The sequence below is a fragment of the Nocardia sp. NPDC087230 genome, assembly GCF_044744725.1.
Taxonomy (GTDB): domain Bacteria; phylum Actinomycetota; class Actinomycetes; order Mycobacteriales; family Mycobacteriaceae; genus Nocardia; species Nocardia canadensis.
Genome location: NZ_JBIUYV010000002.1, coordinates 693,140 through 717,788 on the forward strand (window position 1 = coordinate 693,140; position 24,649 = coordinate 717,788).

Here is a 24,649-nt window from a genome sequence, read left to right on the forward strand (position 1 = left end):
ATGTCCGAGGTCGATGCCGCGCGCCATCTCGCCGACGTGGCGGCGGGCGCGGGGCTCGGTAACCACCGGGCGGCCTACACACCGGCCGTGATGGCGTGGAGCCGGATTCGTGTCCTCGGGATCGTGGCCGGTGTCGCGCTCGCGACGACCGCGCTGGCCTTCGTCATCGATCAGGCTGGGATCGCCTGGATCACCGGGCTGACCGCGATCGGCACGGGGTTCGGGTTCGTGCTGGCCACGGCGCAGGCGTGGTGGCACGAACGCGAGACCGTGGGCAACCGGCTCGCCGTCTACGACCACGGTTTGGTCGCGGTGGTGGGCGGGCGCACCAGCATCGCGCGGTTCGACTCGACGACGGTGCGGCAGAAGATCGTCGGCGAGCACACCGACGGTGGCCCGATCATCACCGTCCACACCTACACGCTGACCGATCTCGCCGGTCAGCCTTTCGTGCTCGACAGCTCGTTCATCCAGGCCGAGCAGTGGGGCCGGTGGATTCAGCAGGCCGTCACCGCGGCCCAGCTGCCGCGGGCGCTCGCGGCGGTGCGGGCCGGTCACCGCCTCGGCTTCGGCGATATCTGGCTGACCGCGAACGAGATCGGCGCGCGCAACAAGAGCGTGCCGTGGCACCAGGTGCAGGGCCTGCGGACGGTCTCGGGCTACGCCGAGATCGCCGTCGAGGGCGCGTGGTTCGGGCTGAACTCGACCTCGATCGCCGATATCCCCAACTTCTTCGTCCTGCGCGCGCTGGTCGATCGGCTGCGCGCGTCGGTCAGCTCGCGCTGACCTGCCCGGCCGCGGCCTCGAAGGCGTCGAGCACCGCGGCGATGGCCGGCCGCCGGTGCGCCTGTGGCCGGGTGAGCAGTTCGTACACCCGGGCCGCGCGCACCCCCGCCAGCCGCAGTACCGACAGCCCGGGATGCGCGACCGCGAAGCGGGGCATCAGCGCCACGCCGTAGCCCGAGGCCACGAGCGTCTCGATGACCCGGAACTCGTTGAGCCGCTGCGCGATCCGCGGCCGCACCCCGGTGATGGTGGCGATCGACTCGAGCACGTCGTCGACGGGGAATCCGCCCCGCACGCTCACCCACGTCTCGTCGGCAAGCTCCTCGGGGCGGACCGCCTGCCTGCCCGCCAGCGGGTGCGTCGCCGCGACGACGACGTCGATCGGCTCCCGCATCAGCACCCGCGCCGAGAGCCGTGGACCGGCGGGCGAGGGCGCGCGTTCGTCGCGATGGGTGAGGACGATGTCGTAGTCGGCCAGCAGTTTGGGCGCTGCCGACGGCGGTAGGTCCTCATCGCCCGCGACGATCCGCACGCCGCTGTCGGACAGCGCGGTGAGCACCGGCGGCAGCAGCAGCGCGGCGCCCGAGGGGAACGACGCCACCCTGACCTGCCCGCGCGGCGAGCCGCGGTAGTGCGCCATCTCGGCGGTCGCGCGCTCCATCGCGGCGAGCACATCGTCGGCGCGCAGCACCAGTGCCTGGCCGGCGTCGGTGAGCCGCACCCGTCGCCCGTCCGGCTCGAGCAGCGCGACGCCCGCTTCCCTGGCGAGCACCTTCAGTTGCTGTGACACCGCCGAGGGCGTCATCGACAGCGCTTCGGCGACGGCGGCGACCGTCCCGCGATCGGCCAGCTCGCGCAGAATTCGCAGTCGGTCGATGGAAAACATGAAGTAAATCTACTTTATTGATCCACTTTTATTCGATTGTGCTGATGCTTCGCCGAACGCACGATTAGCACTGTGACCACCCGCGACCGCCTGCTCGGACTGACCGTCGTCGTGCTCTGGGGCCTGAACTTCCTGGCCATCCGAATCGGCCTCGATCATTTCCCGCCGTTCTTCTTCGCCGCGCTGCGGTTCGCCGTCATCGCGATCCCCGTGCTCGTCTTCATTCCCCGCCCCGCCGTGCGCGTCCGCTGGCTGCTGCTCTACGGCACCGGCTTCGGCATCCTGCAGTTCGCGTTCCTGTTCACCGCGATGCGCATCGGCATGCCGACCGGGCTCGCCTCGCTGGTGCTGCAGTCCTCCGCGCCGTTCACGGTGGTGCTGGGCGCGGTGCTGCTGCGCGAGCGGCTGCGGCCGGTGCAGGTCGCGGGGCTGGCGGTGGCGGTACTCGGCATGATCGTCATCGGCGCCGATCGGCTGGCGCACGCCACGTTGCTCCCGGTGCTGCTGACGCTGGCGGGCGGGCTGGGGTGGGCGTTCGGCAATATCGGCGCGCGCCAGGCCGGCGCCGACTCCCCCGGATTCGATCCGCTGCATCTGACGCTGTGGATGTCGGTGATCCCGGTGCTGCCGCTGCTGGCGCTGTCGATGGCTGTCGAGGGGCCTGACACCGGTTTCCGCGCGCTCGGCGGCGCGGTCTCCTCGACCGCCGGGCTCCCCGCGCTGGCCGCGCTCGCCTATATCGCGATCCTCGCGACAGTCTGCGGATCGGGCCTGTGGACGTATCTGATGAGCCGCTATCCGGCGGGCACGGTGGCGCCGTTGTCGCTGCTCGTCCCGGTCGTCGGCATCGGCGCGGCCTGGGTGGCGCTCGACGAGCAGCCGTCGGTGACCGCGCTCGTCGGCGGGGCGATCGTGATCGCGGGCGCCTTCGCCGCGACGACCACCCGGCGGGTGCGCGGGATTGCGGATCCGGTTCCCGGCCGCGGCCTGGTTCAGGTCTGACGTCCAATTCAGCGCACAATCGCGCAGGCTCTGGCTAGCATGTGACCGATCGCGCGATGCGTTTTCCGCGCGACCGGTCGGTTTCGAGCTCGGGCGAACGACATGCAGGTCGCAACAGCCAGGTCTTCGCCGCGCTCTAGAGTGATAGCAAATCGCAGGCAATAACTCGAGCAAGGCAGCTGAACAGCATATGGCGCAACGGTGGCCCGTCTCGCGGAGAACATTTCTCCGCGGCACAGTCGCAGCGGGGGTGGTATCGGCAGGGGCCGTGGCGGGCACGCCGGGTGTTGCGCTGAGCGCGCCTCCCGGCCGCCGGGTCGCGGTCCTCGGCGGCGGCGTCGCCGGGCTGACGGCCGCGCACGAGCTGGCCGAACGCGGTTTCGAGGTCACCGTCTACGAGGCCAGAGCCTTCGGCGGCAAGGCGCGCAGCGTGTCGGTGCCGGGCACCGGCCGCGACGGCAGGCCCGATCTGCCCGGTGAGCACGGCTTCCGCTTCTTTCCCGGCTTCTATCAGAACCTGCCCGACACCATGCGCCGGATCCCGGTCGCCGGCAATGCCGACGGCGTGTGGAGCAACCTGCTCACCGTGCCGGAAGCCAGGTTCTCCCGCCGCGACACCGACGACATCCTGCTCGCCCTGCCCGACGGCTTCACCAACCCGAACACCCATCCGGACGCGATCCGGGAAACCCTGGCCGCCACCATCGCGACGATGACGAAGATGCCGCCCGCCGAGGTCGCGTACTTCGCCAATCGGCTGCTGGTGTTCAACAGCAGCTGCGACGCCCGCCGCTTCGGCCAGTGGGAGCACACCTCCTGGCAGGACTTCGTGCACGGGCACGAGCGCTCGCACGAGTTCCGCGCGATCGTCTCCCGCTCGCTCACCAGCATCATGGTCGCGGCCAAGGAGGACCTGGCCAGCACCCGCACCATCGGCAGCATGGGCGAGCAGTTCCTCGGCAATCCGCTCGGCCTCGGCAACGACGGCGGCCTGGACCGGGTGCTGAACAACGCCACCAATATCGCCTGGATCGACCCGTGGGTGCAGCACCTGCGCGGACTCGGTGTGCGGTTCGAACTCGGCGCGCGCGTCGAGGAACTCGTCGTGCGCGACCAGCGCATCGGCGCCGCGCGGATCACCGACGCCGGCGGCGCCCGCACCGTCGAGGCCGACTATTTCGTCACCGCGCTGCCGGTCGAGCAGGCCCGCAAACTCTGGTCGCCGCGGGTACTCGAACTGGCCCCGGAACTGGCGGCGACCGATCGCCTGTTCGTCGACTGGATGAACGGCATCCAGATCTATTTCCGTTCCCCACTGCATATTTCGCGCGGCCATACCGCGTTCGTCGATTCGCCGTGGTCGCTCACCTCGATCAGCCAGAACCAGCTGTGGACCCACAAGCTGAATACGTTCGGCGACGGATCGGTGGCCGACTGTCTGTCCGTCGACATCTCCGACTGGAATACCCCCGGCATGCTCTACGGCAAGCCCGCCGTGGAATGCACGCACGAGGAGATCTTCCGCGAGGTCTGGGCCCAGCTCGCCGCGCACCTCAACGACCGCGAACAACTGCTGCGCCCCGCCGACGTCCATTCCTGGTTTCTCGATCCGGGGATCACCTGGCAGGGCAGCCGGAACGCGAATGCCGATCCGTTGCTCATCAATACCGCGGGCTCCTGGGACGCACGACCGGAGCCGCACGGATCGATCGAGAATCTGTTCCTGGCAGGCGATTACGTGCGCACCGATGTCGACCTGGCGACCATGGAGGGCGCCAACGAATCGGCGCGCGCCGCGGTCAACGCACTGCTCGACGTCTCGGGCTCATCGGCCCAGCGCTGCCGCACTTTCCGGCTGCGCCGCACGCCGGAACTCGAGCCGCTGCGGGTGATCGACGCCGATCGCTACGCTCGGGGATTGCCCAATATGTTCGACGAATAGTTGTGAACTGTTAGAACGACCAGAACGCGCGTTGCTTCTGCGTCCGGTTCCGCCGACAATAACGACCGTCTGTTCGAAACTTGGTGTTAGCGGGGGGATTTCTGGTGAATCTGCGCGTGCTCGGCTCGATCGCGGTAGCGGCGGCGGTGCTGGCCGGCTGCGGTCCGGTCGGTCCGCCCGGAATCGAATTCGGCGCGGCCGCTCCGGACAGCCGACCGATCCCCGTGACACTGCCCGCCACCGTCGAGAATTGGCCCGACGCCTGCGCGGTGCTCACCGACGCCGAGATCACCGCGATCCTGCCGCAGGCCACCCATCTGAAACGCACAGCGCAGACCGTGCAGCTCGTCGACGAATCGGTGCGCAATATCGCCCAGGGCGGTTGCCTGTTCACCTTCGATCTGCCCGACCGGCCCGCGTCCTCGGGCAATACCAAGATCACCGTGATGTTCTCCTCGGTCGGCGAGGAATCCGCCGTCACCGCCTACTACGCCGATATGAAGCGCTTCACCGGCGATCCGGTGGCCCCGGCCGAGTGGGGTGCCACCGAATGCACCTACGGCAAGATCATCGAATCCACCGTGGCCTGTCATCGGGGGAATTTCGCGTTCGCGGTCAGCGGCGACTCCTCGGTCAGCGGCCTGGACAACTCCGCGCGCTTCCAGATCTGGCGCGACGAGGTCACCGCCGAGATCGTCCGCACCCTCGTCGCGCGAATGAGCTGACCCCCCGCTCGATCATCCGGCTCACGCCACCGGCGCGAATGAGCTGACCCCCCGCTCGATCATCCGGCTCACGCCACCGGCGCGAATGAGCTGACCCCCGCTCGATCATCCGGCTCACGCCACCGGCGCGGATGAGCTGACGTAGCTCACACCGCTCCCGCACGCGGCCCGCGACCGCGCGCACATAGACTCGCGGCGTGGCAGACATCTCGGTGCGTGGGCGCCTGGCTTTGCGAGCGGCGGCGGCAGCGTCGTGGGCTTCGCAGAAGGCGGGCCGCGGCAAGGGTTCGATGATCGGCGGCCTGATCGCGCTGAAGATCGATCCGACGATCATGACCCAGCTCGGTCGCGGCAGGCGGACGGTGTTGATCACCGGCACCAACGGCAAGTCGACCACCACCAGGATGACCACCGCCGCGCTCGGCACGCTCGGCCAGGTCGCCACCCAGGCCGACGGCGCCAATATGGACGCGGGCATCGTCGCCGCGCTGAGCGTGCACCAGGGAGTGCCGCTGGCCGCGATCGAGGTCGACGAGCTGCATCTGCCGCACGTCAGCGACGCGCTCGACCCGGCCGCCGTGGTGCTGCTGAACCTGAGCCGCGACCAGCTCGACCGGGTCGGCGAGATCAACATGATCGAGCGCAAGCTCCGCGCCGGACTGGCTCGTCATCCGAACACCGTCGTCATCGCCAACTGCGACGACGTGCTCGTGGCCTCCATCGCCTACGACCACCCCCGCGTGGTGTGGGTGTCGGCGGGCAGCGGCTGGGCGGTCGACGCGACGAGCTGTCCGCGCAGCGGCGAGCCGATCGTCTGGGAGGGCGAGAACTGGCGCTCGACCGGCGCCGACTTCCATCGCCCGCAGCCGGATTGGTGGCTCGAGGGCGACGACCTGTGCGGCCCCGACGGTTTCCGCGCACCCCTGCACCTGGCGCTGCCCGGTCGCGCGAATCGCGGCAACGCGGCGCAGGCCGTCGCCGCCGCGGTCGCGATGGGCGCCGAGCCGACGAAGGCGACCGACGCGACCGGCACCGTGCGCGAGATCGCGGGCCGCTACCGCACCGTCACCGTCGGTCCGCACGACGCGCGGCTGCTGCTGGCCAAGAACCCGGCCGGCTGGCAGGAGGCACTGTCGATGATCGAGCCGACCTCGGCCGGGCTGGTGATCGCGGTGAACGGGCAGGTGCCCGACGGCGAGGACCTCTCGTGGCTCTGGGACGTGCGGTTCGAGCACTTCGAGGGCGTGCAGGTGGTGGCCGCCGGCGAACGCGCCACCGATCTGGCCGTGCGGCTGACCTACGCCGGGGTCGAGCACACCCTGATCCCCGACCCGCTGCGCGCCATCGCCTCCTGCCCGCCCGGGCACGTCGAGGTGCTGGCCAACTACACCGCGTTCCGCGATCTCAACCGTGACCTGGAGGCACGCCCATGAGCGAGTCGACCATTCGTATCGGCCTCGTCCTGCCCGACGTGATGGGCACCTACGGCGACGGCGGCAACGCGCTGGTGCTGCGCCAGCGCCTGCGCATGCGCGGCTACGACGCCGAGATCGTCGAGATCACCCTGGCCGACCCCGTGCCGGACTCGTTCGACATCTACACCCTCGGCGGCGCCGAGGACTCGGCCCAGCGCCTGGCCACCCGCCACCTGCAGAAGTACCCAGGACTGCAGCAGGCCGCCGCCAAGGGCGCGCCCGTGCTCGCGATCTGCGCCGCCATCCAGGTGCTCGGCAACTGGTATGAGACCTCGGCGGGCGAGAAGGTCGACGGCGTGAGCCTGTTCGACGTCACCACCTCGCCCCAGCACACCCGCGCCATCGGCGAGGTGACGACCACCCCCGTCCTCGACGGCCTGTCCGCCCCGCTGACCGGCTTCGAGAACCACCGCGGCGGCACCCTGCTCGGCCCCGACGCCGCCCCGCTGGCGAAGGTCACCCGCGGTGTCGGCAACGGTGTCGGCGACGGCACCGAAGGCGTCGTCCAGGGCTCGGTCATCGGCACCTACCTGCACGGCCCCGCCCTGGCCCGCAACCCCGAACTCGCCGACCTCCTCATCGCCCGAGCCCTCGGCATCTCCCCCACCGACCTCGCCCCCCTCGACCTCCCCGAGGTTGACCGCCTCCGCCGCGAGCGCCTGCGCGCCTAGCGGGCTCGTCAGCACGGCAGCGAATCGACCTCGTAGCGTAGGCAGTACGGGTCCGGTGTGACGAGCGTCAGCTCCTCACACCGGGCCTGCGCGACCAGGATCCGATCGAACGGATCACGATGGATCGACGGCAGCCGCGCGGCTTCGATGGTGTGCCGCGCCTCGATCGCCCGCCATGCCGCCTCCTCGGCCAAGAGGTCAGTCCGGTGATTCGGGGCTGTCCACCGACTTCGCCCACAGCCGTGCGCAACCTGGATTCGGCGTGCTTCGCGGCGAACGCCTGAGCCTCAGTCCGCCGCGGCGACCGCCGCCTTCGGCTGCCGACGGGTGATGAGGTAGCCGAACGCGGCGGCGAGCGGGAACATCAAGATGCCGTAGATCGCGGCGGGCACCGCCATCTCGGTGCTGTCCAGGACGCTCACCGCGATGGTGATCGCGATCGTGCTGTTGTGGATGCCGACCTCCATCGAGCAGGCGATGGCCTGCCGGTCCGGCACCCCGAGCAGGCGCGGCAGGAAGTATCCGACGGTCAGGCTGATCAGGCAGAACAGCACGGTGATGCCGCCGACCTGCGCGAACGACTCGGTGAGGGTGTCGGATTCGGTGGCGACCGTCCCGAGGATCACCAGGAGCAGGGTCACCGCCGAGCCGATCCGCACCGGGCGGTCCATCCGGTCGGCGAACGCCGCCGAGGAGCGGCGCACCAACATGCCGATCGCCACCGGGACCAGCACGATCGCGAACACCTGCACCACCTTGCCGAACTGCAACCCGAGCGAGCCGCCCTCGGCCGGGTCGAAGTAGCCGATCGCGAAGTTGGTCACCAGCGGCACGGTGGCGACGGCGATGATCGAGTTGACCGCGGTCAGCGACACGTTCAGCGCCACATCGCCGCGGAACAGATGGCTGAACAGATTCGCCGTCGTCCCGCCCGGCGAGGACGCCAGCAGCATCACCCCGACCGCCAGGATCGCGGGCAGATCGAACAGCAGGACCAGCCCGAAGGCGACCACGGGCAAAGCGATCACCTGGCACAGCAGCGCGATCGCGACGATGCGCGGGCTCTTGGCGATCCGGGTGAAGTCGGCGACGGTGAGCGAGAGTCCCAGACCGAACATGATCACGGCCAAGGCCAGCGGCAGTCCGACGGAAACCAGGGGTGAGTTCATAGCAATCCTCATCGAGCGGCCCGGGCGCACCGGGTTTGAGACTCATGCGTCTCAATGAGAGAGGATAGCCAGCTGTGATCCAGGTCGCAGTGAAACTGCCGGAATTACGCGACCACGGCGGTGGAGTCGCTGCGCTCGCACAGCTCGTGGACGAAGCGCATCTTCTCCAGGACTCGGTCGGGCAGCACGAAGGGATAGAGGTCGTCGTGGCCCATCGACCGGTTGACCATGTTCAGCGACCAGGCCAGCGGCAGCCACAGTTCGATGATCTTGTCGTACCCCGCCCGTCCGACCTGCGGACGATCCAGGGTGGCGCCCGCAGGCGCGAAGCCGAAGGCGGCGGCGGTGTCGAGGGTGTCGCGGATGTGCAGATAGTGCGCGAACGTCTCGGCCCAGTCCTCCGCGGCGTGCATGGTCGCGTAGGACGAGACGTAGTCGCTCTCCCAGCCGGACGGCGCGCCCTGGGAGTAATGCCGGTTCAGCGCCTCCTGGTAGTCGGCGTACGGGTCGCCGAAGAGCTCCCGGAACCGTTGCAGCGCTTCGTCTCCGGCAACCAGCACGGTGAAGTAGTAGTGCCCGATCTCGTGCCGGAAATGGCCGAGCAGGGTGCGGTACGGCTCGGCCATCTCGATCCGCAGCTGCTCGCGGTGCGGGTCGTTCGCCTCGGCCAGATCGAGGGTGACGACACCGTCCATGTGACCGGTCAGCACGTCGTCGGTCCGGCTGGAGAGCAGGTCGAAGGCCAGGCCATGGGCGGGGTCGGCCTCGCGGCCGACGATCGGCAGCCCGAGTTCGACCAGTTCGACGATCAGGCGGCGCTTGGCCGCCTCGGCCTCGGCGAAGGCCGCCAGCCCGTCGGCGTCGGCGTCGTTGGGCCTGGTCCGGGTGAGCGCGCACGACGCGCACAGCATCGGCCCCGAGGTGTGGCCGGTCGTCGAGACGAGCCAATTGCACTGCGCCACATGCAGGTTGTCGCACAGCCGGAACCGGTCGCCGTCGACGACGCCGCCCGCGTGATCGATCGCCGCGTCACCGGGCGGATCGCCGATCACCACCAGCGCGCGCTCGTCCAGGCTGAAGCCGAGCCTGCTCGAGCACGACAGGCAGACCGAGTTCTCGAAAGCCAGCTGCTGCCCGCAGTTGGGGCAGACGAAATCGCGCAAGGGACTACACCTCCACCGGGGCAACATCGACCGAGACCGTGATCGTGGACTGTTTGGCGTCGGTGTAGATGATGCCACGCAGCGGCGGAACATCCTGGTAGTCACGCCCCCACGCCACGGTGACATAGCGCTCGTCGGCGAATTGGTCGTTGGTGGGGTCGAAGGCGATCCAGCGGCCGGTGCGGTCGGTGGGGTCGGTGCCGGGCAGCCAGACCGCCGCCCACGCGTGGGTGGCGTCCACCCCGACCATGCGTTCCTTACCCGGCGGCGGATCGGTCGCGAGGTAGCCCGAGACGTAGCGGGCGGCCAGCCCCCGCGACCGCAGGCAGGCCGCGCCGATCCGGGCGAAATCCTGGCAGACGCCCTCGCGCGCGGCGAACACGTCGGCGACGCTGGTACTCACCGTGGTCGAGCCGGAGCGATACCGGAAGTCCTGGTTGATCCGGGTGTTCAGCTCGGTGACCGCCTCGAGCAGCGGCCTGCCCGCCGGGAAGCTCCGCGCGGCGTACTCGGCGACCTCCGGGGTGATCTCCGGCGGCAGCAGATCGAGGGTGAACTCGACCGCGAGCGGGCCGGTGGCGGTGACCGGCCGGGCCGCCTCCCACCCGACGTCGGCGCCCGCCATCGTCGCCGGGTGCTCGCCGTCGACGTCGACGAGGGATTCGCCGGTGACCTCGAGTCTCCGATGTTCCGATGTCACATGGAAATACGTGGTCGTGTTGCCGTAGACATCGGTGCCGATCGAGCGGTCCGAAGGCACCGGGTCGATATAGATGTCGTGCTCGAGCAGCCGCTGACCGGGGAACTCGCGCGGGGTCAGATACGCGCGGCCGTAGGAGCTGGTGACCTCGTCGGAGTAGCTGTAGGTGGTCCGGTGCACCACCCGGTAACGCCTGCTCATCCGACCATCCTGGTATTGCCCCACAGCGGCTGGATACCCAGCGGCACAGCGAGTTTGGTGGTCTCGAACGACTCCGACAGCTTGCGCAGCCGCAAGTGCACCCCCTCCAGCAGTTCCACCAGCTCCGTGCGCACACCCGCGGCGTCGGTGTGTTCGAGATCGGCCGGGTCGACCCGGCGCAGCATTCGCTGGGCGTCGGCGAGCAGCCGCTGCGAACGCGACGCGCCGGAGCCGCCGGGCAGCGCCTGGAAGTCGGCCTCGAGCCGGTCGAGCTGATACACCAGCGAGCGCGGATTGCCCGCGTCGAACAGCAGCAGCCCGGCCAGCGCGGCGACATGGGCCGAACCACGGTGGCGGCGGCGGTAACTCACCGCCGACTCGGTCGCGACGAGCACCGAATCGGTGACCACCCGCTCCACCTCGGCCGGGCTGGCCTCTGCCAGCGCGGCATTGAGCAGCGAGGTCAGCGCGAGCCCGCGCTCGATCCGCTTGCCGATGTCCATGACGTACCAGCCGGTGTCGCGCACCATCGATTCCGCGCCGATCCCCGACAGCGACAGCAGCGCGGCCAGCGCCAGCGAATGCACCGAGGACAGCGCGGTCTCCTGTTCGGTATCGGCGCCGCGGAACTCGGCCAGCGCGCGGTCGAGGGCGCCGATGATCATCCAGGTGTCCCCGGACAGCTGGTCACGCACGGCCCGGGCGGCCGAGCCGTAGTGGTCGACCGCGTAGGACAGCGATCCCGCCAGGTTCCGGTCGCCGGTGAGGGCGGACAGGTAGGCGAAGCCGTCGGCGGAGGCGCCCGCGACGGTGCGCCGGGCCGCGGTGGACCCGCCGTCCATCGGGCGGTTCGTGAACTGCCCCTGCTTCTGCCGCGTGCGTGGCACCTCGGATTCCCTGTCCGGCTGTGGTTCCGCCGTGCGATCGGCGGCGGTGCCGGTGGTGCGCAGCGCTCGCGCGAGCGCGCTCGTGCCCGCGCGCTCCCAGGGGGCGGCCGAGTCGTCGGAATCCTGTTCCACCGCAGCCGTATCGGCTTCCGCCTCGCCCGCGTCCGGCGGCGCGGTGGCACCGTCAGCGGATCGGGTGCCGTCGGCGGACGGGTCGCTTCCCGAGGTCGTGGCGGGTGACCTGCCGGCTGTGGTGGGGGAGGTCGGCGACTCCGCACCGGAGTCCGCCTCCTGCGCCACCCGGACCAGGGCTCCGACAGCACCGGTTCCGCTGGGCAGCACGGATTCCGGCGCGTTCGTCCCGGTGGTCACCGACAGGGCGCGCATCAGGATCGGCAGTGCCTCGGCGCCGTCCAGCCAGGGCCGGTAGCGGTAGTCCTGGTAGACGTCGTGGGTCGCGGCGAGCAGGCGGACCACCGATTCGGCGCGTTCGCTGTAGCGGCCCATCCAGAACAGGTCGTTGAGCACACGAGGCGAGCTGACCGCCTCGACGACCGGCACGGCGCGACGCAGCCGCTCCTCGTGCGGCGCCTCGGCGCCGACGGCGGGCGCGGTCGCGGGCGCGGCGCGCACCCAGACATCCTTGGCCGCCACCTTGATCACGCTGCGCGTCGGCTCGAGCCGCATCCGCTGCTGGCCGAGCCCACCCGACATCGCGGTGTACCCGCCACGACGAGCCAGCGAGAACAACCGCATCCCGACCGGCGCGGGCTTGAGACCCGCCTCGCCTTCCACGGCGGGCGCCACGGAGAACTCCGCGGGTTCCTGGCCGACCCACTTCCACCGCTCGGCCTCGATCCGGGCGGCGAGTTCGGCGCGCTCGGCGGCGGCCAGGCTCGGCCCGAAGATGGTCGACCCGTCGACCGCCGAGCGAATCACCAGATCACCGATATGGGCGAGGAGATGCGAGCGTTCGGCGTCGTCGCCGCCCCAATAGGCGGGTGTCCCGTCGAGCAGCAGGTCGGCGCCGAGGACGGAGCGGGCGATCCGGGGCAGGAACGCGCTCAGCGCAGGCGATTCCAGCAAGCCGGAGCCGAGCGTGTTGACCACCGTGACCGCGCCCCGGCGCAACACCTCGACCAGACCGACCACGCCGAGGCGCGAATCCGGCCGCAGATCCAGCGGATCGGAGAACTCCGCGTCCACGCGGCGCAGCACCACGTCGACCCGTTCCAGACTGCCGAGCGAGCGCATCCACAGCGCGCCGTCGCGAACTACCAGGTCGGCGCTCTCGACCAGCGGGAAACCGAGCATCTGCGCGAGATAGGCCTGGTCGAAAGCGGTTTCGGAGTGCGAGCCGGGGCTCAGCACCACGACCACCGGCTCCTCGCCGTCGGCCAGTTCCGGCGCGGCCTCCGCCAGCATCAACCGCATGGCCCGCGCGAACGGGGTGAGCGGGCGCGGTCCGGCGTGCTCGAACGCCTCGGGAATGGCCGAGGCCACCACGCGTCGATCGGCCAGCGCGTACCCGGCGCCGGAGGGCGCCTGCGCCCAGTCGGCCAGCACCCGGAACTGGCCGTCGCTCCAGCGGCTGATGTCGCAGGCGTGCAGGAACAGCTGGTGCGTGCCGGGAATGGTGATGCCGTGCGCCGCCCGCACGTAACCCGTACTGCCGAAGACGATCTCCGGTGGCAGCAGGCCCGAGCTCAGCAGCCTGCGTGGGCCGTAGACATCGGTGAGCACCTCGTCGAGCACGAGCGAGCGCTGGACCAGACCTGTCTCCAGCCGGGTCCAGTCGTCGGCGGAGACCAGCAGCGGGATCGGATCGAGCCGCCAGGGCATCGGGGTCGCCGTGTCGTCACCGAGGCCGACCTCGGTGTAGGTGACGCCGTCGTCCTCGATCTGCCTGCGCACCCGGTGATCGATCCGGCCGAGCCCGCCGGTGCCCTGGTCGACGAAGTCGGCCGAGAGCTCCGACCACATCGACCGCACGCGGCCGCGCCCGTCGACCAATTCGTCGTAATAGCCCTGCGTCGGCCGGCCGCACTCGTCGAAGCGCGATCCCGCCTTGCTCTCGGCCCGATACCGCGCGAACTGCTCGGCCACCTGCGCGCGCACGCCCGATGCCGTCCGGTTCCCGTCCCGTAGCGCCTCGTCGCGCTGTGTCACCGAGCCGACCTCGCTTCCTGTTGTTGCCTACCGGCCGCCGGTCGCGCCCCACACGGTTCGCGCGCGACGTAGATCCAGGATGCCCGGTGCACCGACATCGGTCGACTGCGCCGCGATCTTCGCACGGAGTTCGGCCGGGTCGATCGGATTCACGGTGTGTCCCGCCGCCTCGAAGCGGCGGTTGCGCCGCGACTGAGCCGCCACCGCGTTCACCGGGACGTCGTCGAACGCGCGGCCGCCGGGGTGCACGACGTGATAGGTGCAGCCGCCGTGCGAGAGCCCGGTCGCCGCGTCGACCAGGTCGAACACCAGCGGCGCGTCCACGGTGATGGACGGGTGCAGCGAGTTCGGCGGCTGCCAGGCGCGATAGCGCACGCCGGCGACCTGCACGTCGGCCTTGTCGGTGGTCAGCAGCGGCACCGGCATGCCGTTGCAGGTCACCATGTATCGGCCGCGATCGGCGCCGACCACCCGCACCTGCAACCGCTCCACCGAGGAGTCGACGTAGCGGGCGGTGCCCTGACCGGTGGTCTGCTCACCGAGGGTCAGCCACGGTTCGATCGCGCCGCGCAGTTCCAGTTCGACATCGCCGATCACCGCGGTCCCGATCCGCGGGAACCGGAACTCGGTGAACGGGTCGAGCCAGCTGGTGTCGAAGTCGATGCCGTGCGCGCGCAGGTCGGCGGCCACCTCGGCGATATCGCTCATCAGGAAGTGCGGCAGCAGATAGCGGCCGTGCAGGTTGGCGCCGTGGCGCAGCAACGGCGCCCGGTAGGGCTGGTCCCAGAACATCGCGACCAGGCCACGCACCAGCAGCGACTGCACCATCGCCATCTGGAAGTGCGGCGGCATCTCGAAGCCGCGCAGTTCCAGCAGGCCGAGCCTGCCGCGCGCGGAATCGGGACTGTAGAGCTTGTCGATGCAGAACTCGGCGCGGTGGGTGTTGCCGGTGAGATCGGTCAGCAGGTGGCGCAGCGCGCGGTCGATATGCCAAGGAGCGGATTGGATCTCGGCCGGGGTGGCGTCGCCGATCGCCTGTTCGGCGGTGAGCCGGGCGATCTCGGCGAAGGCGATCTCCAGTTCGTAGAGCGCGTCCTCGCGGCCCTCGTCGGCGCGCGGCGCCTGCGAGGTCGGCCCGACGAAACGGCCCGCGAACAGGTACGACAAGGCCGGATGCCGCTGCCAGTAGGTCAACATCGACACCAGCAGATCGGGCCTGCGCAGCAGTGGCGAGCGCGCGGGCGTCACCCCGCCCAAGGTGATGTGATTGCCGCCGCCGGTGCCACCGTGGGTGCCGTCCACGTCGAACGACTCGGTGCTCAGCCTGGCCAGCCTGGCCTGCTCGTAGAGCGTGTCGAGCACCTCGGCCTGCTCGGCGAAGGAACTGGTCGGCATGATGTTCACCTCGATCACGCCGGGGTCAGGGGTGACCGAGAACGTCTGCAACAGTGGGTCGTTCGGCGGGGCATAGCCCTCGAGGACCACGGGCTGCCCGATCGCCACGGCGGCCGATTCGACCCGGGCGATCAGGTCGAGGAAGTCCGCCAGCTCGCTGACCGGCGGCAGGAACACATGCAACCGACCCTCGCGCACCTCGGCGACCAGCGCGGTCGTCGGCGTGAAATGCGCGGGCTCCACGGTCGCGGCTGGTTCGTCGCGCTCCGGGTCCAGCGGCCGCTGATACAGCGGATCGGCCTCGGGCAGCACCGGCGGCGACAGCCACGACACCGACCCGATCGGCAGCCGCAGGCCCGCGGGCGAATCACCGTCGGCGAGCACGATCCGGCCGGGGCCGTCCTCGTTGCGTCCCCGCCGCAACTGCCAATCGGCACTCGCCCAGCCCGCGCCGTCGGCCCGGCGATGAATCGGCAGCACGAAGGCGGCCGGTTCGTTGACGGCCTGATCCAGGCTCTCCACCAGCCGCTGCCGGACCTGCGGTGAATCCTGCTCGGGATCGATGTCGGCGGGCGGCGGATCACCGTACGGCGCGGACACGGTCGCGGCCAGGCGGGCCAGCGGGTCCTCGAAGGCGGGGCGGACCTGCCCGGCGGGCAACCCGAGCGTGTCGGCGATCCGCGCGACCAGCTCCCGCGCCGCATCGCTATCGGCGGCCGGTTGCCGATCCGCCACCACCCCGGCCGCATTCAGCGGCTGCGTCTCGGCAGGCCGGACCCCCGCCTTCTTCCGCGCCCGCTTTCCCTTCTTCTTGTCCTTCTGCTTCTTCCCCTTCGCCGCCGGCGCCTCATCCGACCCGACCGACTCGGTCACTCCAGCAGCCTCGCCCAGACCCCCGGACGCGGCCAGTTCAGCGGCCTCAGCCAACCCCGCAGCCTCAGCCTCTGGTGTGAGCTCGGCCGGTTCGGCGGGGGCGTCGGTGCGCGCGGGCCCGACCGGGATCGCGCGCTGGGAGATCGGGGTCCAGGGGTTGGTGAGGAGGTCCTGGCGGTGCCAGATCGGTTCGCCGTCGGCGCGCCAGGCGATGGCGATCTCCCAGCGCGGCAACGGTTCGCCGGGATACCACTTGCCCTGGCGGTACTGGACGATGCCGGTGGGCGCGTAGATCGAGCGCAGGCGGTCGGCCAGGTCGACGGCGCGCTCGCGTTTGTGTGGACCGTCGGCGTCGGTGGTCCACTGGGCGCTCATCTGATCGTCGATGGAGACGAAGGTGGGTTCGCCGCCCATGGTCAGGCCGACGTCGGCGGCGGCCATCCGCTTGTCGATGGCCGCGCCGGAAGCGGTGATCCGTTCCCACTGGGAATCGGTGTAGGGCAAGGTGACTCGTGGGTCCTCGTGCACCCGACGCACCACATTGCTGAATTCGAGAGTGGCCTCGGTGATCCCGGTCGCGCCGGTGATCGGGGCGGCGGCACCGGGATGCGGGGTGGCCGCGAGCGGGATGTGCCCCTCTCCCGCGAACAGCCCGGAGGTGGGGTCCATGCCGATCCAGCCCGCGCCCGGCAGATACACCTCGGTCCAGGCGTGCAGGTCGGTGAAGTCGGCGCTGGGCCCCGATGGCCCGTCCAGCGACGGCGTATCCGAGGTCAACTGCACCAGGTAGCCCGAGACGAACCGGGCCGCCAGCCCGAGCTCGCGCAGGATGCCGACGAGCAGCCAGGCCGAGTCCCGGCAGGACCCCAGCTGGGTGCGCAGCGTGTGATCGGGCGACTGCACGCCCGGCTCCATCCGCACCGTGTAGTCGACGGTGTTGCGCAGCGCGTAGTTCAGCTCGACCAGGTAGTCGATCGAGCGGATCCGGCCCTGCGGGCGGTGCACCCGCACCCAGTCGTCGAGCAGCTCCCCCGGCCCCGAACCCGGCTCCCCCTCGTCGACCGGGCGCAGGTACGGCTCCAGGTCGGCAGCCAGCGCCGCCGGATAGGTGAACGGGAAGTACTCGGCGTAGTCCTCGACGAAGAAGTCGAACGGATTGACCACCTCGAGATCGGCGATCAACCCCACGGTGATCGACAATTCCTTGGTCGGTTCCGGAAACACCAGCCGCGCAACGAAATTGCCGAACGCGTCCTGCTGCCAGTTGATGTAGTGCGCGGCCGGCGACACCTGTAGCGAATACGCCTCGATCGGCGTCCGCGAATGCGGCGCCGGCCGCAGCCGCACCTCGTGCGGATGCACCTCGACGAGACGATCGAAGGAGTATGCGGTCCGGTGTTCGAGTGACACCTTGATGCCCATGCCCCCAGTTGACCACACACCACCGGCGCGGCGTGGCGTGACGAAACCGGAGTTTCCCGACGGGCATCAGGTCGAAACCCGCAGGCAACACTGCCGCACCAAAGGCTGCCGAACCAGCACGAACCGACCGACCCGTAGGCTGACCGGGTGAGCTACGACCACATCCTCCTGCCGTCCGGCGTCGCCACCTCCGTCGACGAAGTGGACGCGTATCTGGCTACCCAGGAAGGTCGGCCCGAGTCCGCGGAGATCGTCGAGATCGCGACCGAACTCAACGCCCGCAACGCCGAACTACCGGTGGACGACTCGTTCCTGAGCGTCGAATCGGTGGGCGGCGCGAACGGGACGACGCTCTACGTCCCCTCGCCGTACGACGCGATCGGCTTCGTCCGCCACCTGCTCTTCGACCTGGCCACCCCGCGCGGCTACGCGGTCTACGACCCGCAGCTGACCTGGCTGATCGACCCCGCCGGGCACGTGCCGATCGCCGTCACTCACGGCGGCGCGGGCGAATTCCCGTATCTCACCGAGGAATTGGCGCGGCGCTGGGTCGCCGGGCTGGCCGACCCGAACCCGTATCTCATCGTCGAGCGCGGCGAGCAGCGCTACATCCAGACCTACCGTGACCCGAGCGGGCCGTACACCCTGGAATACCGCGACGGCTCCCCGGACCGGCACTTCGGCGCCACGCTCGACGATCCGGCGCAGGTCGCCGACATCATCTGGGCCTGGACCACCGAGGACCCCGCCGCGGGCAAGGGCGTGGACTGGACCCGCGTCGAGTTCTGAGCGCTAGAGCGCCCGCCGGCCGGACAGGGCGCGGCCCAGGGTCAGCTCGTCGGCGAATTCGAGGTCACCACCCATCGGCAGGCCCGAAGCCAGCCGGGTGACGGTGAGCCCGGGGAAATCGCGCAGCATGCGCACCAGGTAGGTGGCCGTCGCCTCGCCCTCGGTGTTCGGGTCGGTCGCGATGATCACCTCGCTCACGTCGACGCCGTCCTCCTGATTGCCGATGCGGGTCAGCAGTTCCCTGATCCGCAGCTGATCGGGTCCGACGCCACTGAGCGGATCGAGCGCACCGCCGAGCACGTGGTAGCGACCACGGAACTCACGGGTGCGCTCGATCGCCTGTACGTCCTTGGGTTCCTCGACCACACAGATCATCGTGCGGTCGCGGCGCGGGTCGGCACAGATCCGGCACAGCTCTCCGTCAGCGACGGTGCCGCACGACACGCAGAACTGCACGCCGTCGCGCACCTTCTGCAACGCGGCCTGCAACCGGTCGATCTCCGGCGGCTCCACCTGCAACAGATGGAAAGCGATGCGCTGTGCGCTCTTCGGACCGACGCCGGGCAGCTTGCCCAGTTCGTCGATCAGATCCTGAACCGGCCCCTCATACATCAGAAGTCGGGCAGACCGGGCAGCGAACCGCCACCGAGCCCCTGCGAGAGCGGGCCGAGACGCTCGGCGGCCAGCTTCTGCGCGTTGGCCATGGCGTCGTTGATCGCGCCGATGACCAGGTCCTGCAGGCCGTCGACATCGGACGGGTCGACGATCTTCGGGTCGATCGTCAGCGCGACGACCTCACCGCTCACCTTGATGGTCGCCGCGACCAGACCGCCACCGGCCTGACCCTGCACCTCGGATTCGGCGAGCTCTGCCTGCGCCTGCATCACCGCCTGCTGCATCTGCTGGGCTTGGGCGAGCAGGGCCTGCATATCGAACTGACCACCATCGGGTTGCACAGCACGTCCTCTCCAGAAGTTTCGTCCGCGTCAAGCGTAGTCCTCACGCGCCGCCGGGATACTCCCACACCCGCCCCGGAGATGGCGCATACCGACCGTGCCGTTACCCGTGACCTGCCGGGTAACAGGTTGATTGCTGCCTGGTCGCAAGCGAACCCGCTCCAGATCGGTTGCCTAGGATCGAACGTGGTTCGGGACAGGGTTCGGCAATCCGAGGGAGAACTGATGAGTGTCATGCGCACGTCCCTGATCGCCACGGTGTTCGCCGCCGTCGGCCTGCTCGTTCTGCCCACCTCGACCGCGTCGGCGGACTCGGGTGCGGAGGTCGTCGACTACGGCGGCGGCTGCGTCGTCGACCCCGGCAACTCCGCGGCGACCCTGGATTCGCTGCGCTTTCGCTGCAACGTCACCCAGCAGGATCAGATCTACCGCGACGCGCGGGCAGGCGCCGTGCCGACCGGCGTCACCAACGGCTGGCTGGCCCGGCCACCCCAATTCGCACCGATGGCGGCGGCGCTGTGGATCGGCAAGGTGTTCCGCACCGGACCCGACGGCGGCTCCCTGACCAACCGGGTGACCGGCGCGGGCATCGAGGCCTTCCCGGCCGATGTCTACCGGGCGCCGTCCATCCTCGACGGCGGCCCGGCCTGGGCCCTGAACTACGCGCCGTCGCCGACACCGCAGGTCTACGACGAGATCCGCGAGATCAGCCCGGGCGTCTGGTTCGGCTACTCGTGGTGGCGCGAAGGCGACTGGCCGCTGCTCGCGGCCTTCGTGCTCGCCCCCGCGTGAGTCGTTGTTGACCCTCCCCCCGCTGGAGGGTGTTGGCTGATCTCATGACAGCCACCGTGGCGATCGGCGAGTTCGCCCGCCTCACCCATCTGAGCGTCAAGACCCTGCGCTACTACCACGAGATCGAGTTGCTCGAGCCGGTCGCGGTGGACGCGGGCACGGGTTATCGACGGTATTCCACCGAGCAGGTGGACACGGCGCATCTGATCCGCAGGCTGCGCGATCTGGACATGCCGCTGCCCGACATCCGCACCGTGCTCGCCGCCGCCGAACCGGCCGACCGCGACGCCACCCTGCGCGCCCATCTGACCAGGATGGAAGCCGAACTGCAGCGGACCCGCGACGTGGTCGCCTCGCTGCGCGCGCTGCTCACCGTACCCGCGCCGCCCTTGCGGGTGGACTACCGGATCGAGCCCGCGTTCACCGCGCTCACCCTGACCGAATCGGTCGACCGCGACGCGATCGGGACATGGTGTGGCACCGCGTTCGAGCAGCTCTACACGAGCCTGCTCGCCGCGGGCGTGACGCCGGGTGGGGTCGCGGGCGCGACCTATTCGACCGAGTTCTTCACCGAGGCCACCGGCGCGGTCACGGCGTACGTGCCGCTGCCGCCCGGCGCGGACCCGACCCCGCCGAAGGGACTCGCGATCACCGAGTTCGCGGCCCGCCGCTTCGCCATCGCCGTGCACACGGGCGCGTTCGAGGACTTCGACCGCACCTACGGCGCGCTGGGCAGCCACGTCGCCGAGCACGACACCGTTCTTCCCGACGAACCGGTCCGCGAGCGCTATCTCGTCGGACCGGACATCACCGATAACCCGGCCGACTACCGCACCGAGGTGTGCTGGCCGATCACCGAAGGAGAGATCCGATGACCCTCGCCCTTGGCAATGTCACGTTCGACTGCAACAACGCGAACGCGCTGGCCGAGTTCTACGCCCAGCTGCTGGACCGTCCCGTCGACCCGGAGGCCTCCCCGTTCTTCGCCACCGTCGGCCAGACCTCGGGCACCTCGCCCGTGCTGATGTTCATCCAGGTGCCGGACAAGACGCCCGGCAAGAACGTGGTGCACCTGGACTTCCACGCCGTCCAATGGCGCGACTACGTCGAGCGCGCGATCAGCTTGGGCGCCAAGCATATCGGCGACTTCGACGAGTACGGCCAGCAGTGGGTCACCCTCGCCGACCCCGAAGGAAACCTCTTCGACATCGGCAAGGAATGAACGCCGGGAGGGCCGCACCGCGATCGACGCGGTACGGCCCTCCTCGATGTTCGCCCGGCTGGATCAGGCCAGCTCACGCTGGAGATTGCCCAGCACCTCGGCCTGGATCTTCTTCAGGCCCAGGGGCGCGAAGATGCCCTCGAAGATGCCCGACACGCCGCCCGCGCCGGTCCAGGTGGTGCGCAGGGTGACCTGCGAACCGGCGCCGTCCGGGGTGACGGTCCAGGTGTTGACCATCGAGGAGTTGGCGTCGCGCTCGGTGAGGATCGAGTCCGACACGGTGACGTTCGCGCGCACGTTGCGCGAACGCTTCTCGGTCGCCTGCAGCGTCCACTCCACCACGGTGCCCGCGCCCTTGCCGCCCTCGACGACCTTGTAGTCGCGGTAGTGCGAGGAGAGGATGCGCGGACGGATCGTCTCGTAGTCGCCGATCGCTTCGAGCGTGCGCTGCGGATCCGCGGCGACGACGATCGAACTGCTGGCGCTGACCTGTCCCACTGTTGACTCCTTGTCGGGGTGCGATATCTCGACCGGGTTACATCCTGCCCTGCGCCTCACCGGATCGCCCGACCAGGTTGGGCGAAAGGGAAACATGTGCGTGACATTTCGACGTGGCGGGGTGGTATTCGGTAGCCCGACGGACACGGTCGTACTAGCGTCGAATGCGTGGCAGTGAGTCTTTTGGGTAGGGCCGGCCACGAACCGGCCGCACGCGAGTCTGGATATGCCGCGCACCGAGAGGGTGTGGAGCGACTGCTGGCAAGCTATCGCGCCATTCCACCCGGCGCCGTCGTCCGCTTGGCGAAGAAGACGTCCAACTTGTTCCGGGCCAGGGCGGCCAGCACCGCGCCCGGCCTCGATGTGTCGGGCCTCGGGCGGGTGATCGCGGTGGACCCGGAAGCGAGAACCGCCGATGTCGCGGGCATGACCACCTACGAAGACCTGGTGGCGGCCACGCTGCCGTACGGTCTCGCGCCGCTGGTCGTGCCGCAGCTCAAGACCATCACCCTGGGCGGTGCCGTCACCGGCCTCGGGATCGAGTCCACCTCGTTCCGCAACGGCCTTCCGCACGAATCCGTGCTGGAAATGGACGTGCTGACCGGTTCCGGTGAGATCGTCACGGTGAAACCCGAGGGCGAGACCGCCGATCTGTTCCGCGGGTTCCCCAACTCCTACGGCACGCTGGGCTACACGGTCCGGCTGAAGATCGAGCTCGAACCCGTCGAGCCGTATGTCGCGCTGCGCCACGTGCGCTTCCACGACCTGCGCGAACTCGAAGCCGAGCTCGAGCGCATCGTCACCGAGCGCAGTTACCAGGGCGAACGGGTCGACTACCTCGACGGCGTCGTGTTCACCGCGACCGAGAGCTATCTCACCCTGGGCAGGCAGACCGACGAGCCGGGCCCGGTCAGCGACTACACCGGGATGGACATCTACTACCGCTCGCTACAGCACGCCGACGGCGTCAAGCGGGACCGGCTGACCATCCACGACTACCTCTGGCGCTGGGACACCGACTGGTTCTGGTGCTCACGCGCCTTCGGCACCCAGAACCCGAAGATCCGCCGGTTCTGGCCGAAGGCCTACCGACGCAGCAGTTTCTACTGGAAGCTGGTCGCCCTCGACCGCAAGTACCACATCGGTGACCGCTTGGAGGCCCGCAAGGGCAATCCACCGCAGGAGCGGGTGGTCCAGGACATCGAGGTACCGGTGCACCGCACCGCCGATTTCGTCGAATGGTTCCTGAAGGAAATACCGATCGAGCCGATCTGGTTGTGCCCGTTGCGGTTGCGCGAGACCGCCGGCGACCCGGCGGGCGACCGTCCGTGGCCGCTGTACCCGCTCGAACCGCGGCGCACCTATGTCAATGTCGGCTTCTGGTCGGCTGTCCCGAGCAAGCCCGGTCAGCCGGAGGGGGCGGCCAACCGCGCGATCGAGAAGATCGTGTCCGAATTCGACGGGCACAAGTCGCTGTACTCGGATTCCTACTACGCCGAGGACGAGTTCGCCGAGCTGTACGGCGGCGAGACCTATACCGAACTGAAGAACCGTTACGACCCGGACCAACGACTGCTGAATCTGTATTCGAAGGCGGTGCAACGCAAGTGACGACATTCAAGGACCGATCCGAGGTATTCGCCGAGCTGGGAACCCGGCTCACGATCGCCGAGGTCTTCGAGACGCTCATCGACGGCGAGATCCCGATCCGGCTGACCGCCTACGACGGCAGCGCGACCGGGCCGGCGGACTCGCCCTACACCCTCGACATCAAGACACCGCGCGGCATCAACTACCTGGCCTCGGCACCCGGCGATCTCGGCATGGCCCGCGCCTATATCGCCGGTGACATGGTCGCCGAGGGCGTGCACCCCGGCGACCCGTACAACATCCTCCAGGCCATGCAGGCGATGAAGTTCCATCGCCCCTCGGCGTTGTCACTGGTCACCATCGCCCGCTCGCTCGGCTGGGAGCGGCTCAAGCCGATCGCGCCGCCGCCGCAGGAGACCCTGCCCCGCTGGCGCCGGATCGCGCTGGAGGGCCTACGTCACTCCAAGACCCGCGACGCCGAGGCGATCCACCACCACTACGACGTCTCGAACAAGTTCTACGAGTACGTCCTCGGTCCCTCCATGACCTACACCTGCGCGGTCTACGGCGAACCGGACTGGACCCTCGAGCAGGCCCAGGAGAACAAGTACCGGCTGATCTTCGAGAAGCTGCGGCTGAAGGAAGGCGACCGGCTGCTCGACATCGGCTGTGGCTGGGGCGGCATGGTCCGCTACGCGGCCCGGCGCGGGGTCAAGGTCATCGGCGCCACCCTCTCGGCCGAGCAGGCCGCCTGGGCGCAGCAGAAGATCGAGGACGAGGGCCTGGGCGAGTTCGCCGAGGTCAGGCACAGCGACTACCGCGACATCCCCGAAGGCGAGTTCGACGCGATCTCCTCGATCGGTCTCACCGAGCACATCGGGGTGCACAACTACCCGTTCTACTTCGGCTACATCAAGGACAAGCTGCGCGACGGCGGCCTGTTCCTCAACCACTGCATCACCCGGCCGGACAACACCCGCACCACCAAGGCGGGCGATTTCATCGACCGCTATGTGTTCCCGGACGGCGAGCTGATCGGCTCGGGCCGGATCATCTCCGAGGTCCAGAACATCGGCCTCGAGGTGCTGCACGAGGAGAACCTGCGCGAGCACTACGCGCTCACCCTGCACGAATGGTGCAAGAACCTGGTGGAGAACTGGGACGCCTGCGTCGCCGAGGTCGGCGAGGGCACCGCGAAGGTGTGGGGCCTGTACATGGCGGGCTGCCGGCTCGGCTTCCAGCGCAATGTGGTGCAGCTGCATCACGTGCTGGGCGTGAAGCTCGACAAGAACGGCACCTGGGACGTCCCGCTGCGTCCGTGGTGGCAGCCGTAATC

The 24,649-nt window shown here is 69.4% G+C and carries 22 protein-coding genes; 12 read left to right on the top strand and 10 right to left on the bottom strand.

The window, feature by feature from the left end; genetic code table 11:
- The gene (locus ACIO52_RS09500) at positions 1 to 786 is read left to right on the top strand and encodes a DUF6585 family protein (RefSeq protein ID WP_402642905.1); all 786 of its coding nucleotides are present in this window, start codon (positions 1 to 3) and stop codon (positions 784 to 786) included.
- Here ACIO52_RS09500 and ACIO52_RS09505 read toward each other — a convergent pair.
- Positions 773 to 1,672: a LysR family transcriptional regulator gene (locus ACIO52_RS09505; protein WP_316573197.1), complete on the bottom strand. Its 900-nt coding sequence runs from the start codon at positions 1,670 to 1,672 to the stop codon at positions 773 to 775. The two genes, ACIO52_RS09500 and ACIO52_RS09505, sit on opposite strands and share 14 nt — an antisense overlap.
- A gap of 72 nt (positions 1,673 to 1,744) precedes the next feature.
- On the opposite strand from ACIO52_RS09505, the gene ACIO52_RS09510 reads away from it, so the two are divergent.
- The 5 genes from ACIO52_RS09510 (at position 1,745) to ACIO52_RS09530 (ending at position 7,487) form a co-directional block, all read left to right on the top strand.
- Entirely contained in the window at positions 1,745 to 2,674 is a 930-nt protein-coding gene (locus tag ACIO52_RS09510; RefSeq protein WP_342800676.1) for an EamA family transporter, read from the top strand.
- Between the two features lie 190 nt (positions 2,675 to 2,864).
- A complete protein-coding gene (locus tag ACIO52_RS09515) occupies positions 2,865 to 4,616 on the top strand; it encodes an FAD-dependent oxidoreductase (protein WP_342800675.1) in 1,752 nt (583 codons plus the stop codon).
- Between the two features lie 104 nt (positions 4,617 to 4,720).
- Complete coding sequence (locus ACIO52_RS09520) at positions 4,721 to 5,341, top strand: hypothetical protein (RefSeq protein WP_402642910.1); 621 nt, start codon at positions 4,721 to 4,723, stop codon at positions 5,339 to 5,341.
- Positions 5,342 to 5,538: 197 nt separating this feature from the next.
- Positions 5,539 to 6,774, top strand: a complete 1,236-nt coding sequence (locus ACIO52_RS09525; RefSeq protein WP_218721332.1) for a Mur ligase family protein — start codon at positions 5,539 to 5,541, stop codon at positions 6,772 to 6,774.
- Positions 6,771 to 7,487 (top strand): type 1 glutamine amidotransferase, encoded by a 717-nt coding sequence (locus ACIO52_RS09530; protein WP_218721331.1) that lies wholly within the window; start codon positions 6,771 to 6,773, stop codon positions 7,485 to 7,487. Before ACIO52_RS09525 ends, ACIO52_RS09530 begins: the two co-directional genes overlap by 4 nt.
- An 8-nt stretch (positions 7,488 to 7,495) precedes the next feature.
- On the opposite strand, the gene ACIO52_RS09535 is transcribed toward ACIO52_RS09530, so the two are convergent.
- The 6 genes from ACIO52_RS09535 to ACIO52_RS09560 all read right to left on the bottom strand — a co-directional run bounded on the left by ACIO52_RS09535 (position 7,496) and on the right by ACIO52_RS09560 (position 17,466).
- Complete coding sequence (locus ACIO52_RS09535; RefSeq protein ID WP_402642914.1) at positions 7,496 to 7,681, bottom strand: hypothetical protein; 186 nt, start codon at positions 7,679 to 7,681, stop codon at positions 7,496 to 7,498.
- Positions 7,682 to 7,774: 93 nt separating this feature from the next.
- Positions 7,775 to 8,656 carry a bile acid:sodium symporter family protein gene (locus ACIO52_RS09540; RefSeq protein ID WP_218721330.1) on the bottom strand — a complete coding sequence of 294 codons (882 nt, stop codon included), beginning with the start codon at positions 8,654 to 8,656 and terminating at the stop codon, positions 7,775 to 7,777.
- Positions 8,657 to 8,760: 104 nt separating this feature from the next.
- Positions 8,761 to 9,819, bottom strand: a complete 1,059-nt coding sequence (locus tag ACIO52_RS09545; RefSeq protein WP_402642917.1) for a putative zinc-binding metallopeptidase — start codon at positions 9,817 to 9,819, stop codon at positions 8,761 to 8,763.
- 4 nt (positions 9,820 to 9,823) lie between these two features.
- Positions 9,824 to 10,720, bottom strand: a complete 897-nt coding sequence (locus tag ACIO52_RS09550; RefSeq protein ID WP_218721328.1) for a transglutaminase family protein — start codon at positions 10,718 to 10,720, stop codon at positions 9,824 to 9,826.
- On the bottom strand, positions 10,717 to 13,776 hold the full coding sequence (locus ACIO52_RS09555) for a circularly permuted type 2 ATP-grasp protein (protein WP_402642920.1): 3,060 nt from the start codon (positions 13,774 to 13,776) through the stop codon (positions 10,717 to 10,719). Before ACIO52_RS09555 ends, ACIO52_RS09550 begins: the two co-directional genes overlap by 4 nt.
- Positions 13,777 to 13,803: 27 nt before the next feature.
- Positions 13,804 to 17,466, bottom strand: a complete 3,663-nt coding sequence (locus tag ACIO52_RS09560; RefSeq protein ID WP_402642923.1) for a DUF2126 domain-containing protein — start codon at positions 17,464 to 17,466, stop codon at positions 13,804 to 13,806.
- A 147-nt stretch (positions 17,467 to 17,613) separates the two neighbouring features.
- Here ACIO52_RS09560 and ACIO52_RS09565 point away from each other — a divergent pair, with 147 nt between their 5' ends.
- Positions 17,614 to 18,255: a hypothetical protein gene (locus ACIO52_RS09565; RefSeq protein ID WP_402642926.1), complete on the top strand. Its 642-nt coding sequence runs from the start codon at positions 17,614 to 17,616 to the stop codon at positions 18,253 to 18,255.
- Between the two features lie 3 nt (positions 18,256 to 18,258).
- Here the strand turns inward: ACIO52_RS09565 and recR are convergent, their stop codons facing one another.
- Positions 18,259 to 18,867 carry a recombination mediator RecR gene (gene recR, locus ACIO52_RS09570; RefSeq protein ID WP_402642929.1) on the bottom strand — a complete coding sequence of 203 codons (609 nt, stop codon included), beginning with the start codon at positions 18,865 to 18,867 and terminating at the stop codon, positions 18,259 to 18,261.
- Complete coding sequence (locus ACIO52_RS09575) at positions 18,867 to 19,211, bottom strand: YbaB/EbfC family nucleoid-associated protein (RefSeq protein WP_218721325.1); 345 nt, start codon at positions 19,209 to 19,211, stop codon at positions 18,867 to 18,869. The genes recR and ACIO52_RS09575 overlap by 1 nt, the downstream gene beginning before the upstream one ends.
- 225 nt (positions 19,212 to 19,436) lie before the next feature.
- On the opposite strand from ACIO52_RS09575, the gene ACIO52_RS09580 reads away from it, so the two are divergent.
- From ACIO52_RS09580 to ACIO52_RS09590, 3 genes are read left to right on the top strand one after another with little or no spacing between them, the layout of a single operon-like run.
- Complete coding sequence (locus tag ACIO52_RS09580; RefSeq protein WP_402642933.1) at positions 19,437 to 20,003, top strand: hypothetical protein; 567 nt, start codon at positions 19,437 to 19,439, stop codon at positions 20,001 to 20,003.
- A 44-nt stretch (positions 20,004 to 20,047) separates the two neighbouring features.
- Positions 20,048 to 20,878, top strand: coding sequence for a MerR family transcriptional regulator (locus ACIO52_RS09585; RefSeq protein WP_316573191.1), 831 nt, complete (start codon positions 20,048 to 20,050; stop codon positions 20,876 to 20,878).
- Entirely contained in the window at positions 20,875 to 21,225 is a 351-nt protein-coding gene (locus ACIO52_RS09590; protein WP_218721322.1) for a VOC family protein, read from the top strand. The genes ACIO52_RS09585 and ACIO52_RS09590 overlap by 4 nt, the downstream gene beginning before the upstream one ends.
- Positions 21,226 to 21,288: 63 nt before the next feature.
- On the opposite strand, the gene ACIO52_RS09595 is transcribed toward ACIO52_RS09590, so the two are convergent.
- Entirely contained in the window at positions 21,289 to 21,723 is a 435-nt protein-coding gene (locus tag ACIO52_RS09595; protein WP_218721321.1) for an SRPBCC family protein, read from the bottom strand.
- 174 nt (positions 21,724 to 21,897) lie between these two features.
- On the opposite strand from ACIO52_RS09595, the gene ACIO52_RS09600 reads away from it, so the two are divergent.
- Both ACIO52_RS09600 and ACIO52_RS09605 read left to right on the top strand, forming a co-directional pair.
- Positions 21,898 to 23,334 (top strand): FAD-binding oxidoreductase, encoded by a 1,437-nt coding sequence (locus tag ACIO52_RS09600; protein ID WP_218721350.1) that lies wholly within the window; start codon positions 21,898 to 21,900, stop codon positions 23,332 to 23,334.
- Positions 23,331 to 24,647, top strand: coding sequence for a class I SAM-dependent methyltransferase (locus tag ACIO52_RS09605; protein WP_402642937.1), 1,317 nt, complete (start codon positions 23,331 to 23,333; stop codon positions 24,645 to 24,647). Before ACIO52_RS09600 ends, ACIO52_RS09605 begins: the two co-directional genes overlap by 4 nt.
- Positions 24,648 to 24,649 lie beyond the last annotated feature (2 nt).

Excerpts from the sequence above, each read along its gene's own strand:
- ACIO52_RS09505 (WP_316573197.1), bottom strand. The coding sequence starts at position 1,672 with ATGTTTTCCATCGACCGACTGCGAATTCTGCGCGAGCTGGCCGATCGC.
- ACIO52_RS09530 (WP_218721331.1), top strand. The coding sequence starts at position 6,771 with ATGAGCGAGTCGACCATTCGTATCGGCCTCGTCCTGCCCGACGTGATG.
- ACIO52_RS09550 (WP_218721328.1), bottom strand. The coding sequence starts at position 10,720 with ATGAGCAGGCGTTACCGGGTGGTGCACCGGACCACCTACAGCTACTCC.
- recR (WP_402642929.1), bottom strand. The coding sequence starts at position 18,867 with ATGTATGAGGGGCCGGTTCAGGATCTGATCGACGAACTGGGCAAGCTG.
- ACIO52_RS09560 (WP_402642923.1), bottom strand. The coding sequence starts at position 17,466 with ATGGGCATCAAGGTGTCACTCGAACACCGGACCGCATACTCCTTCGAT.
- ACIO52_RS09515 (WP_342800675.1), top strand. The coding sequence starts at position 2,865 with ATGGCGCAACGGTGGCCCGTCTCGCGGAGAACATTTCTCCGCGGCACA.
- ACIO52_RS09540 (WP_218721330.1), bottom strand. The coding sequence starts at position 8,656 with ATGAACTCACCCCTGGTTTCCGTCGGACTGCCGCTGGCCTTGGCCGTG.
- ACIO52_RS09590 (WP_218721322.1), top strand. The coding sequence starts at position 20,875 with ATGACCCTCGCCCTTGGCAATGTCACGTTCGACTGCAACAACGCGAAC.
- ACIO52_RS09500 (WP_402642905.1), top strand. The coding sequence starts at position 1 with ATGTCCGAGGTCGATGCCGCGCGCCATCTCGCCGACGTGGCGGCGGGC.
- ACIO52_RS09585 (WP_316573191.1), top strand. The coding sequence starts at position 20,048 with ATGACAGCCACCGTGGCGATCGGCGAGTTCGCCCGCCTCACCCATCTG.
- ACIO52_RS09580 (WP_402642933.1), top strand. The coding sequence starts at position 19,437 with ATGAGTGTCATGCGCACGTCCCTGATCGCCACGGTGTTCGCCGCCGTC.